We start from the raw sequence: 11905 nt of genomic DNA, 5'->3' as shown, positions 1-11905 counted from the left end.
AGAATCAGCTAAATTCAAATAATGTGAATTTAGCTGATAACAATGAGTAATATCGGTAACAGGTGCATTTAAAAAAGTGATTAAAAAGTCTGACGTTACGACCTAATATTCAACTGGGTCACGCCAAACAGGACACGTCATACAATGACCGCCGCCGCGACCTCGGCCTAATTCTGCGCCACTCACTGTAATCACTTCTACGCCCGCTTTGCGCAATAAGGTATTGGTATAAGTATTACGGTCATAAGCAACCACCACTCCGGGCTCCAGTGCAACGACGTTATTGCCATCATCCCATTGCTCGCGTTCTTTTTGATAATGGTCACCGCCGGTTTGCACCACGTTGAGTTTTTTAATGCCTAAACATTCCGCCGCGAGGGAAAATAAGTGTTTCTTTTCTTTACGAAAATCAATCTGCCCAGCGTTATCGCCTGGTCGTAGGCTATAACATTGAATCTCATCACACACATCGGTAAAAGCCGTAACGACATCCCGATCACAATGGCTAAATACGGTATCAAGGTGCATGGCAGAACGAGAACGAGGCATTTGACAAGCAATCACACGAGTGGCTGCGCCCTGCTCGAACAGTCGTTTGGCAATTTGTCCAACCGCTTGTGGTGACGTCCGCTCGCCCATTCCGATCAACACGCTACCATTGCCCCAGGCCATCACATCGCCCCCTTCGGCGGTTGCTGGACCATGATCCTGATCTGGGTCACCCCACCAAATTTTAAAATCACCATTGTTAAAAGCCGGTGCAAACTCAGGATGAAAGCGATATACCGCGGTAATTAATAATGTTTCTGGACGGCGTGCCGGCCAATACATAGGGTTTACTGTGACACCGTTGTAAATCCAACTGCTGTTATCTCGGGTAAATTGTGTATTTGGTAATGGGGGTATGACAAAACCATCAACCCCAAGATAGTTACCGAACATGCCATGAGACTGGAAAGGCAAATCATGAACTGAAATACCACCAATAAGGTAAATAGACAATTGCTCAGCCGGCATATCATCAAGCCAACTGCGCAAATCATTCAACATGCCAACACCAACTTGATTCTCGCTAATACGACGATCAAGAACCCAAGCCCGCGCCGTTTTATCACGCAAGGTTTGTTCTAATAAAAGCCCAAATTCGAGTACTTTAACGCCACGGCTTTCCATTTTCATACAGAAATCCATGTGGTCTGTCCGCGCTTGCTGAACCCACAACACATCGTCGTACAATAACTCTGCGGCATTGGCCGGTGTAAGACGAGAATGGGCAAGACCCGGTCGGCAGACAATGACTTTTCGTAATTTGCCTACTTCGGAATGAACGCCAAATTCGATCATAATCGTGTCCTAAAAAGTGGTTGAAAAAACCTAAGGCCAAGCACAAAAACAATTCATCAAGGCCAAAAAAGGTACGAATAAGCCAAGGCTTATGCGCTTAGCGCGACAACACTGAGAGAGCCCATAATGATGAGACAAAGGACCAACAATAGCGGCCAAATAAAGCGTAACCATCTTTCGTAAGGCACCTTAGCAATGGCCAATCCGCCCATCACCACAGCAAAAGTCGGATTAAATAAGTTCACCAACCCATTAGCCGACTGGTACGCCGTCACCACCAATTCACGGCCCACGCCAGAAAAATCAGCCAATGGCGCCATAATCGGCATGGTTAAAACCGCTAAACCAGAGGAAGAAGGAACAAAAAACGACATAAGCACTTCAATACCAAACATGGCATTGATAAAGACGACAGCCGATAAACCACTGAGCGTTTCTTCACCCAAATGCAAAATAGTATCTGTCATATGACCCGCGTCCATGACAACAACAATACCTCGCGCAATCCCAATAATAATGGCCACGCCTAATAAATCACGGGCGCCATTAATAAAGACTTCTGTAAAGGTTTTTTCCCCCATCCAAGTGACAAAACCCACCAACACAGACGACGCAATAAAGAGCGCGCCCATTTTTGCCATCCACCAGCCTTGACTTGATACACCCCAAATCATCACCGCAAAGGTTAAGGCAAAAATCACCAACACCAACGTCTGAGAAAGCGTCAGCTCAGGCTTACTGTCAACGTCTGTTTTTTTACAAAATTGCGCCTTTATATCCGCTTGATGGTCAGCAACAATGGATAATTCGGGATTAGTTTTGATTTTCGCGGCGTAGCGCATCACATAGACAACGCAAGCCAACCAACCGCTAAGCAGGATAAAAAACCGCAATACAATGCCTTGAGTAAAAGGAATGTCTGCCGCATTGGCAGCGATAACCGTCGCAAAAGGGTTAATGGTTGAACCTAGCGTTCCGATGCCAGCGCCTAATAAGATAATACCGACAACCACCACGGAGTCGTAACCGGCGGCTATCATCACTGGAATCAACAAAGCATAAAACGCCAACGATTCTTCAGCCATGCCATAGGTGCTACCGCCCAGCGCAAATAGCGCCATCAAAATCGGTATCATCCATTTTTCATGACCTTTAAGATCCACCATGGCGCGTGAAATACCAGTATCAATCGCCCCCGTTTTGGTGACCACACCTAAAAAGCCACCAATAATCAGAACAAATAAAGCCACGTCAATCGCCGCGGCCCCATAGCTGTCTGGATTATAAAACCCAGCGATGGGCGCAAGAAAAACATCGACAACACCCTGAGGGTTCGATTCCACTTGCTGGTAAGTACCAGGGACAGGTACTTCTTTTCCTAGCACCACATTTTCAACACGATCGTATTGTCCGGCGGGCACAATCCAAGTGCCAGCAGCGACCAATGCGATTAAAATAAAAAGAATGGTATACGCGGTTGGAAATTTAAAAGTCATTATTAACGTCCTTTAAAAAACGGAGGGATTCTATTTTTTATTTTAAAAGCACCTTTTTAAAAAAATCACTTTCATTAAAATAATGAGTACAGTCGCATTCCGTTATTTTAAAAAATACAATTTAAATAAAAGGAAAAATAAACCCAAACATCAGTAGCACTTAAGTTCAGCACTACTAAATTAAAAGCCTGCCACACTCAAATGTTCAATTTAAATGTACGGCACCACTTTATAATGCAAGATTAAATACACACTGACACTGCGCTAAATCATTAAACCTACAATGAGCGCGCTTATTACTGAGTTCTAAGATTGAACACAAATCGTTTCTAAGCGTATTTTTTAAATTTAGCGCGTTATGGATCGCTATGGGTTGAAGCGATTGGCTTTTAACAAGCACGTATCTCTTTTTAAACAAAAGCATACGGGGTTTCGAAGGAAGCATTGAATTCAGGGATCAGGGATCAAGGTTCTAATTCAGCGCGTTGAAGCCTGATAAGACATCAAACAACTCTTCGTCAATATCACTTTGACGCAAACGGTGAAACGTTTGGTTTAGGTTCTCTTGTAATTCATCAATGTTTTTTTCGGCTCGTTGCATGGCGGCGAGACGACTGGCGTTCTCGCTGGCAAGCGACTCTGCACATGCTCTAAACAAGCTAACAAACAGGTATTCACGCACAAACGCACGCCGTGTTTGATCTTGATTTGGCATCACTTCCGCAAGGTTGTTTGTCGGCCAGCGAATACCCTCAAGATTGCGCTGCCAAGCGGCGTCCAAGGGCAGTAACTGCTGGCAGACTGGCCGATAAATCGAATCAGATTCGGGCCGATGATGAAAAAGAAATACTTGATCAATCACACCTTGCTCGCGCTTCGCTTCCAGTTCGATCAAAATGTTGCCCACCAGTGCGGTAATGGTATGAATTGAGCCGGGCAAGGCAAAGCTGTCTTCTGTTTTGAGTGCGGTATCGAGTAAGCGAGACTGTACACGCTCCCCAACCGCCCAGACGGTTTTTTCACCCGGTAACTTAGCCAAGGATTCAACCACAAATTCAACCATCGCTTCATTGAATTGTCCGACCAATCCCTGATCCGAACCAAACACAATCACGCCGACCCCTGACACGTTTTTTTGAGATCGGTTTACGATCGCCAAAGGCCTGTCCAACTCAGCCGATTGGGTATTTGCTGACAAACAAGCCACCAGCCCCAGTTGCACCGTTTGGTAATAATCGTCCAGCGAATGCACCGCTTTTTCATATTGCCCAATGCTTGAGGACGCAATAGTTTTCATACTGCGCACGACTGATTGAAGATCTTTAGCACTGGTGATTTTATGGCGTAAACTGGCGATACTGTCAGTCATGACGGTTCACTTGAATGCGTCTGTTTTGACTCCTTATCTGTCCGATTCGACCCTGCCAAACCAGCGTCCGCCAAAAATTCGTCAAGCGCTTGGCGCGCTAGCTGAAGAATAACGGCTCTATTTTCCTTGCTTAATTTGTCAGAGCTTTCTAATCGTTCAATCAGCTCGTCAGATATGTTCGCCGCCGCACCACGTACCGCTTGTTCCGCCGCTGGCATGTGCGCTAAAGAAATGTCATCAAACAAGTCGGCCGTCAATGCCACCAAAACAGTAATTTGTTCTGCCATCGACACAGGTGCGAATTCAGGCTGCATCAAACACGCTCGAATGCGTCGACCATGCTCAATGATTTTCAGCGTATTATCGTCTAAACGCGCGCCAAAACGGGCAAAGGTTTCTAACTCCTCAAACTGGGCATACGCCAATTTAAGATCGACTGTCACGCCTCGATACGCTGCTCTTTGTGCTTTGCCACCAACACGAGACACTGATTTCCCCACATCAACAGCGGGCAGAACCCCCAGTTCAAACAACGCGGGCGAAAGATAGATCTGCCCATCGGTGATGGAAATTAAATTGGTTGGAATGTATGCCGAAATATCCTGCGCTTCGGTTTCGATAATCGGTAACGCCGTCAATGAACCACCACCAAGCTCGGCACTTAAGTGCGTCGCCCGTTCCAAAAGCCGCGAGTGAATATAGAAAATATCACCAGGGAAGGCTTCTCGACCCGGCGGCCGACGTAACAAGAGTGACAATTCACGATACGCTCGAGCGTGATGCGTCAGGTCGTCATAAACAATCAGTACATCGCGGCCCTTTTCCATAAAGTGCTCAGCAATACTGGTAGCCGCATAAGGCGCAAGGTACGCAAGCCCCGGTGGATCGTTCCCTTCGGTCACCACCACCACGGTGTATTCCAGCGCACCTTGTTCACGCAACGCCGCAATGACTTTGGCAACACCAGAAGCACGCTGTCCAATGGCGCAATAAACGCACAACACATTCTTGCCCCGCTGATTCAATATGGTATCAAGGGCAATCGCCGTCTTGCCGGTTTGCCGATCACCAAGAATCAATTCTCGCTGTCCTCGACCCACCGGAATCAAGGCATCAATGACCTTGATGCCAGTTTGCAAAGGTACGCTAACGGCGGCACGATTCATAATCGCTGGCGATGGTCGCTCAACCGGTAAACGTTCACTGACCACTAGCTTGCCTTTACCATCCAGAGGTTCACCGATTGGATTGATGATACGGCCGATCAAATTTTCACCAACGGGTACATCGACGACATGGCCGAGACGTTCAACTTCATCGCCCGCCTGTAAATGCCAATAGTCGCCCAGCAGTACAGCACCAATTTCATTTTCATCCACGTTAAAGGCTATGCCATAAATATCACCGGGAAACTTAAGCAGTTCTTCATAGCCCACACCTGGCAAGCCGGACACTTTGGCAATACCAGTAGCAACGCTGGTAATAACGCCGACTTCACGTGGCGTTAATATTGGCTCGAAAGATTGTCGTGCCTCAGCTAAGCCTGAAAATAATTCGTCAAACATAGACTTCATAAGGCTTGCTCTTTGCTCTGATCCTGCTGGCGACTATCGTCATGAGTCTGTAACACTTGGTTCACACGCTTAGTTAATGTGGCAAGGTAGTCGGCAATGCTCCACGCTATTTTCTGACCGTTAGCATTGATTTCGATACCACTAACGATCGCAGGTTCAGTAGCAAACTGTATGTCTACCGAATCCCCCAAGATTCCCTTAAGTGCGGCTCTAATAAGCGTGCTCTGCTCTTCTGGAAGATCAAACGCTGTATGAACGATTAAAGGCTGATCCGAGCCTGCAAAGGCGGATTGTAAGCTGGCTTTTTCTTCGTCCTTTAATGCGTCTAAACGCTGCACAAAAATAACGGCCATGCGTGCTTCTAAACTGGCGCCAGCAAGATCACTCAACGCTTTCCGAGCAATCGCAAACACTTCTTCTCGCGCTCGCTGACTCAGTGCATCCTGCAAACTGAGCTGTTCGTTTTTAAGCGCTAGTTCTAGCTTGCTGCGTAACGCATCTGATTCTTCACGGACTTCATTCAGCAAACGCGCCTTTTCGGCTTTTGCGTCTTTTGTCACTTTGCTCATTTTCGCGGTACGGTGCTGATCAAATTCTGCATTTTTTTGCTGGAATGCCTCACGCTGCTGCTCGGCCTCCGCTCTCTTTTCGTCGGCGTCAGCAAGCTCATCCGCAATGCGTTTTTCACGTGCATCGATCGCATTAAGAATAGGACGGTACAAAAAACGCTTCAGCAACCACACGAGAACAAGAAAATTGATGAGTTGCGCAATGACGGTAAACCAATCAATCAACATAATTTATTGACCTGTCGCTTGGGCAATGCCGTAATTCCAGAAAGGGTTGGCAAACAGCAAAATCATTGACACCACAAAACAATAAATCGCGGTGGATTCGATCATCGCCAGACCCACAAACAAGGTTCGGGTAATGGTTGCTGAGGCATCTGGTTGCTGAGCCAATGACGACAACGCGGTCGCCACAGCCTTACCTTCCCCCAATGACGGCCCAATAACACCGATGGCAATCGTCAGTCCCGCGGTAATAATCGATACCACCGCAATAATCGTCATGCTGTCCATAGTCACTCCATAAATGTTCATAAGATTAAATAGCCATTAAAGTTAAATCGTCATAACAGTTAACTGGGCGCATTAGGCTCAGCTAGTTGGACTTCTGTTTTTTGGGAACGGGTGGCCGCCGCGATGTACACGGTTGCCAGAATAAAAAAGATGTAGGCTTGAACAATGCCTGTCAGTAAACCAAGTAAAGTCATCACAATAGGAAATAAGAACGGCGTAATAGTGAGCAATATCGCGATGATCATCGCGCCGCTCATCATATTGCCAAACAATCGCACCGCGAGCGCCAAGGTTCGCGACACCTCACTAATAATATTAAATGGCAGCATAATGATGGTTGGCTTGGCATAAGAAGAAAGGTAACAACCCAACCCTTGCTCTTGAATACCAAATAACGGTACTGCCACCAACACACACACAGCCAAAGCGACCGTGGTAGAGAGCGAGCCTGTGGGTGGTTCAAACCCCGGAATCACGGTACCAAGCGCAGAAAGCGCAATGAATAAAAACAGCGAGCCCAAAAAGCCAAGGTATTTATTAGGTTGGCTTAGCCCCACCTCTTCGATCTGCTTACTGATGCTGATCACCACCACTTCCAACAGATTCTGCCAGCGAGAGCGCTGTAGATTAATAGTCAATTTACGCGTGATTAGAATAGAAGCCACCACCAGCACTGACATCACCAACCACGTAAATACAATGGTGGCATTGAGCTTGAAGAATCCCATTTGCCAATAAATAATTTGATCAGGACTGAGGTTCATTAGCGCTCACCCGACGAAGAATGCTGATCTTTGATGCTAAGAACGGGGGCGATGACAACAGGATTGTCCTTTAAACGAATAAGGCCCGTAGCAAACAATCGCAGTACGAAAAATCCGAGTAAGCCCAGTAATAACGTTCGCCAATCATTGCCCAAAAACACATAAAAACTGACCATGACGACGCTGATACGAAACAACATACTAAACAGAAACAATGGCGCGATATAGTGACTGGAACCAAGTCGACGTACGGTCCACCAAAGTCCTGCAAAATAAAAAACACCAAGCAATACGCCCACAAAAATTGCGTAGGCAATACCGCTCCATAGGTTGTCGCTAAAATCAATCAGCATCATTGTTATCCTCATGTTGATGAATATCTTTGTCTTCTTTATCGACCCAGTGCCACGCATTAAAACAGCCAAGACAAAGACCAACGACCAGCAGCGCCAATGTCCACGAACGTCCACCGGGATAAAGATCGTCTAACCAAATACCAAGCCCTGCACCGAGTACCGTGGGAATCGCTATAGACCAGCCAATTAATCCCATCATCCCTAACCCAGACCACACGGTTTTATTAACATGACGCTGCGCCTTTAGCTTACGTGACGCCATGTCGCCCACCTGCTGGCTGTAGTTTTGTTGGCTATCGATGCTGGGCGATTTTTTTTTCAATGTAGAGTCCGGTTCATTCTCATTTTTCATAACACGTTTGTATCCGGCTTAAACGCTACCAAGCGTTGAATAAAACCACTTTCCATCTTGGTCAACACAGAACGCAGTGATCGCTCCTGCTCGTCGAGCTGCATAAATTCTTTTTCTACCGCGGCTCGCAAGGCGTCCAAACCCATGCCACTCATGGCATTTCGTACAGAAACCCTGACGTCTAAACCCGTTTTCACCAACACACCCTCATCCACCGCAAGGTAAGTTTCTTCTGCGCCTTCGACTTCAAAGACCAAGATGCCCGCTGACAACGCGGCGACGCAGTCCAATCTATTGGGTAAAATGCCAAACGCGCCTTGATGCGTCATCGCGACAATACGCTTAACTTGATGCGCCTCGGCAAAGACTTTGTAAGGCAACAAAACCTTAAGCGTCATGTGCGCTTGTGGCATGTTGATCCTCCTTAGCACCGAGCGGCTTATGTTTTTTATGCGCTTCATCAATCGCGCCAATCATATAGAGCGCGCTTTCAGGATAGTCTTCAAATTCGTCTTTAAGAATCCGTTCACAACCATCCAATGCATCATCAAGACTGACCAATTTCCCAGACATACCGGTGAATTGCTCGGTGGTGAAAAACGGCTGAGTTAAAAAACGTTCTAAGCGTCGAGCACGCCCAACCACCTTGTGATCTTCTGGCGATAACTGCTCCATGCCGAGCATGGCAATGATGTCTTTAAGCTCTGCGTATTGCGCTAACGTACGACGAATATCCTGCGCAAGGTCATAATGTCGTCTGCCGATAATACTCGGCGTCGCCATTTTTGAACTGGACTGTAACGGGTCGATCGCGGGGTAAAGCCCTTCACTGGCACGTTTACGTGACAGCACAATCGAAGCGGAAAGATGTGAAAAAGTATGCACGGCGGCAGGATCAGTGAAGTCATCGGCTGGCACATACACGGCTTGAATCGAGGTGATTGCGCCGCTGCCAGTATTGGCAATACGTTCTTCTAATTGCGATAATTCGGTGCCCATGGTTGGCTGATAACCTAACCGAGCAGGCATCTGTCCCATTAAACCAGACACTTCCATGCCCGCTTGAATGAAACGAAAAATATTGTCGACGAGTAACAAAACATCGCGATGTTCGTCGTCACGGAAATACTCCGCCATGGTTAACGCCGCATGACCCACACGAAAACGCGCGCCGGGCGGTTCATTCATTTGCCCAAACATCATCACCATGTTATCCAACACGCCCGCGTCTCTCATCTCGCGATAGAGCTCTTCACCTTCTCGACAACGTTCACCAATGCCACAAAAGATACTCACGCCTGCATGTTGACCGACCATGTTATGAATCATTTCGGTCAACAGAACGGTTTTTCCAACACCCGCACCGCCAAATAAACCGGCTTTACCGCCGCGTTCAAGCGGCATTAAGACATCAATCACCTTGATTCCGGTTTCGAATACTTGCGTCTTGGTGGAGCGTCTTTCTAAGGCGGGAGGCTCATTATGAACGGAACGCCATTGAACCTCTTTTAGTGGCGCTTTTTGATCAATGGTGTTGCCAAATACATCGAACATGCGCGACAAAACCTCTTTTCCAACCGGCGCTTGTAAGGGTTTTCCAGTGTCTTCTACCAACATGCCACGGGCAAGACCTTGGGTTGGCGTCAGGGCAATACAACGAATTCGATGAGCGTCTAATTGAGAAAAAACTTCAATGGCAATCTGTTTTTTGGTTCCGGTATGCAACAAGGTACGAATCGGTGGCAACTGATGATCAAAACGCACATCCACGACACTGCCGCGTATAGAAATCACAGTACCAGTGTTAAGGGGGGCTGTTTCTGTGGTGATTTCTTCTGCTTCTTTGACGCTAGTGTGCAAGTCTGTCATGCCTTAATCCCTTTATTAACATCCCATCGCCAAGAAAGGTCAATCTAAGTAATAAAACTTAATCTCGATTACCCTCTTCAATCACAGGAGTGCTGCATTTTTTATCTGTAACTACTACGTTAGCGTAATGTCGACGGCTCAAACAATGATCCATGACAGGCAATAAGCAGTTAGCATCTTAGGGAGGATAGACTAGGAAGGTGCGAACAAGCTCACTTGCTTCCCTAGGGGTAAGATCGGATTTTTGTTCACGACGATCAATAGCTCCGTCGCCACTTTCAGCTATTGAGCATGTTGGTTAAGTATGAGGTTCATAGTGCCAATAAAAGTTTTATAACTTACGATATAAAGAACGAAGGCTAATACCAGCCACCTGCGCCACCTTCTCTTTATCATTATTATGAAACGCCATAAGGTCGGATAAATAATGTTTTTCCGCGGTTTTCAAATCCATCCACTCCTCTTCAAAACCATGGCTTTTTTTAGAACTCAACGGCAGCGTTAACGGAGTATCACCTTGTTGGCTAAGTTCATTATCAATGTCCAAACATTCTTGAATCGTACTGCGTTCAATAAGATTGGTGTCCGTCAGAATGATCGCTCGATTCAGGAGGTTACTCAGCTCTCGGATGTTACCCGGAAAATCGTATCGCTTTAGTATTTGTAAGGCGGAATCGGTAAGGTGGTACTCTTTTCGTTCACTAATACGTTTGAGTAAGGTGTTAATTAACAAAGGCAGATCGTCTTGTCGCTCACGCAGCGAAGGCACATAAATAGGAAAAACATTAATCCGGTAATAGAGGTCTTGACGGAACGCCCCTGCTCTCACCATTTGAGCAAGGCTTTTATGAGTCGCACAAATTAAACGGAAATTACTGTGCTTAATGGTCGAAGACCCCACCGGCCGAAAAGAGCCCGTTTCAATAAGACGCAACAGTTTTACCTGCATAGACAGCGGGACATCGCCGATTTCATCTAAAAATAAAGTCCCACCATTGGCCAACTCAACCAGCCCAGTTCGGTTGTTATTGGCCCCTGTAAAAGAACCTTTTACATGACCAAACAGTTCACTTTCAAACAACGAGTCGGTCAGCCCCGCACACTCTAACGTCACTAATGAATTATTCGCCCTGTGGCTACCTTGATGAACCGCCGTCGCCACTAGCTCTTTACCGCTTCCTGATTCCCCCAATAAGAGAACAGAAGCCTCACTTCGGCTCACTCGGGTGACTTTTTCTAACATCTGATTAAAGCGTTTACTCGCCCCCACCAGCTTGTTGCTCATGTTTTCAGCGCTGGCGACTGACACTCTTCGCAATAGCTCAACAAAGAAAAGCAACTCACCTTGACCATCATGAATAGGCAGCATTTCTACATCGACATGCTCTTTTCCACGGGGAGTTTGATGGATATGAAGCACACGTTCTTTATGACCACTGTGTATTACCGCAGACAAAGGGCAATCCTCTCCGGCCTCATCACAGGGAACGGTATAGCCATGAGAAACCTCATAGCAATGAGCTTTTTTAGGCAGTGGAACATCACCAAATTCATTTCGGTAAAGTTGATTGATCGCTAATATTTGATAATCCACAGACACTAAAATAGCAGGACAGTCATAGCCCTCTAACATATTCGCCATCCCTTCATAAGAAGGTACATCGGATGCAATGATGTTCATAAAAATTGTCATATTTGT

At 46.5% G+C, this 11905-nt stretch carries 12 protein-coding genes; all 12 read right to left on the bottom strand.

All coding sequences use genetic code 11. The annotated features are described in order from the left end of the window. Positions 1-102: 102 nt before the first annotated feature. The 12 genes from MP3633_RS05280 to MP3633_RS05225 all read right to left on the bottom strand — a co-directional run bounded on the left by MP3633_RS05280 (position 103) and on the right by MP3633_RS05225 (position 11887). Positions 103-1344, bottom strand: coding sequence for an arginine deiminase (locus MP3633_RS05280; RefSeq protein ID WP_112140057.1), 1242 nt, complete (start codon positions 1342-1344; stop codon positions 103-105). Positions 1345-1433: 89 nt separating this feature from the next. Then, complete coding sequence (locus tag MP3633_RS05275; protein ID WP_176334745.1) at positions 1434-2840, bottom strand: YfcC family protein; 1407 nt, start codon at positions 2838-2840, stop codon at positions 1434-1436. Between the two features lie 472 nt (positions 2841-3312). Further along, positions 3313-4209 carry a F0F1 ATP synthase subunit gamma gene (locus MP3633_RS05270; RefSeq protein WP_176334744.1) on the bottom strand — a complete coding sequence of 299 codons (897 nt, stop codon included), beginning with the start codon at positions 4207-4209 and terminating at the stop codon, positions 3313-3315. Next, positions 4206-5783, bottom strand: a complete 1578-nt coding sequence (locus MP3633_RS05265; protein WP_176334743.1) for an alternate F1F0 ATPase, F1 subunit alpha — start codon at positions 5781-5783, stop codon at positions 4206-4208. Before MP3633_RS05265 ends, MP3633_RS05270 begins: the two co-directional genes overlap by 4 nt. Further along, the gene (locus MP3633_RS05260) at positions 5780-6580 is read right to left on the bottom strand and encodes a F0F1 ATP synthase subunit B family protein (RefSeq protein ID WP_176334742.1); all 801 of its coding nucleotides are present in this window, start codon (positions 6578-6580) and stop codon (positions 5780-5782) included. Before MP3633_RS05260 ends, MP3633_RS05265 begins: the two co-directional genes overlap by 4 nt. 3 nt (positions 6581-6583) lie before the next feature. Continuing rightward, positions 6584-6865, bottom strand: a complete 282-nt coding sequence (locus MP3633_RS05255) for a F0F1 ATP synthase subunit C (protein ID WP_112140065.1) — start codon at positions 6863-6865, stop codon at positions 6584-6586. Between the two features lie 59 nt (positions 6866-6924). Further along, complete coding sequence (locus tag MP3633_RS05250; protein WP_176334741.1) at positions 6925-7629, bottom strand: F0F1 ATP synthase subunit A; 705 nt, start codon at positions 7627-7629, stop codon at positions 6925-6927. Continuing rightward, entirely contained in the window at positions 7629-7985 is a 357-nt protein-coding gene (locus tag MP3633_RS05245; RefSeq protein ID WP_244959851.1) for an N-ATPase subunit AtpR, read from the bottom strand. The genes MP3633_RS05250 and MP3633_RS05245 overlap by 1 nt, the downstream gene beginning before the upstream one ends. Further along, a complete protein-coding gene (locus MP3633_RS05240; RefSeq protein ID WP_176334740.1) occupies positions 7972-8337 on the bottom strand; it encodes an AtpZ/AtpI family protein in 366 nt (121 codons plus the stop codon). The genes MP3633_RS05245 and MP3633_RS05240 overlap by 14 nt, the downstream gene beginning before the upstream one ends. Beyond that, positions 8334-8750 (bottom strand): F0F1 ATP synthase subunit epsilon, encoded by a 417-nt coding sequence (locus MP3633_RS05235; RefSeq protein ID WP_176334739.1) that lies wholly within the window; start codon positions 8748-8750, stop codon positions 8334-8336. The genes MP3633_RS05240 and MP3633_RS05235 overlap by 4 nt, the downstream gene beginning before the upstream one ends. Beyond that, positions 8725-10206, bottom strand: coding sequence for a F0F1 ATP synthase subunit beta (gene atpD, locus MP3633_RS05230; RefSeq protein ID WP_244959849.1), 1482 nt, complete (start codon positions 10204-10206; stop codon positions 8725-8727). The genes MP3633_RS05235 and atpD overlap by 26 nt, the downstream gene beginning before the upstream one ends. Positions 10207-10537: 331 nt before the next feature. Next, positions 10538-11887: a sigma-54 interaction domain-containing protein gene (locus MP3633_RS05225; RefSeq protein WP_244959847.1), complete on the bottom strand. Its 1350-nt coding sequence runs from the start codon at positions 11885-11887 to the stop codon at positions 10538-10540. Positions 11888-11905 lie beyond the last annotated feature (18 nt).

Source organism: Marinomonas primoryensis (assembly GCF_013372285.1).
Taxonomy (GTDB): Bacteria; Pseudomonadota; Gammaproteobacteria; order Pseudomonadales; family Marinomonadaceae; genus Marinomonas; species Marinomonas primoryensis.
The sequence above is the reverse complement of the archived record's forward strand: the minus strand, read 5'-3'. Positions and strand labels throughout refer to the sequence as shown.

Excerpts from the sequence above, each read along its gene's own strand:
- MP3633_RS05275 (WP_176334745.1), bottom strand. The coding sequence starts at position 2,840 with ATGACTTTTAAATTTCCAACCGCGTATACCATTCTTTTTATTTTAATC.
- MP3633_RS05280 (WP_112140057.1), bottom strand. The coding sequence starts at position 1,344 with ATGATCGAATTTGGCGTTCATTCCGAAGTAGGCAAATTACGAAAAGTC.
- MP3633_RS05260 (WP_176334742.1), bottom strand. The coding sequence starts at position 6,580 with ATGTTGATTGATTGGTTTACCGTCATTGCGCAACTCATCAATTTTCTT.
- MP3633_RS05245 (WP_244959851.1), bottom strand. The coding sequence starts at position 7,985 with ATGATGCTGATTGATTTTAGCGACAACCTATGGAGCGGTATTGCCTAC.
- MP3633_RS05265 (WP_176334743.1), bottom strand. The coding sequence starts at position 5,783 with ATGAAGTCTATGTTTGACGAATTATTTTCAGGCTTAGCTGAGGCACGA.
- atpD (WP_244959849.1), bottom strand. The coding sequence starts at position 10,206 with ATGACAGACTTGCACACTAGCGTCAAAGAAGCAGAAGAAATCACCACA.
- MP3633_RS05240 (WP_176334740.1), bottom strand. The coding sequence starts at position 8,337 with ATGAAAAATGAGAATGAACCGGACTCTACATTGAAAAAAAAATCGCCC.
- MP3633_RS05255 (WP_112140065.1), bottom strand. The coding sequence starts at position 6,865 with ATGGACAGCATGACGATTATTGCGGTGGTATCGATTATTACCGCGGGA.
- MP3633_RS05235 (WP_176334739.1), bottom strand. The coding sequence starts at position 8,750 with ATGCCACAAGCGCACATGACGCTTAAGGTTTTGTTGCCTTACAAAGTC.
- MP3633_RS05250 (WP_176334741.1), bottom strand. The coding sequence starts at position 7,629 with ATGAACCTCAGTCCTGATCAAATTATTTATTGGCAAATGGGATTCTTC.
- MP3633_RS05270 (WP_176334744.1), bottom strand. The coding sequence starts at position 4,209 with ATGACTGACAGTATCGCCAGTTTACGCCATAAAATCACCAGTGCTAAA.
- MP3633_RS05225 (WP_244959847.1), bottom strand. The coding sequence starts at position 11,887 with ATGAACATCATTGCATCCGATGTACCTTCTTATGAAGGGATGGCGAAT.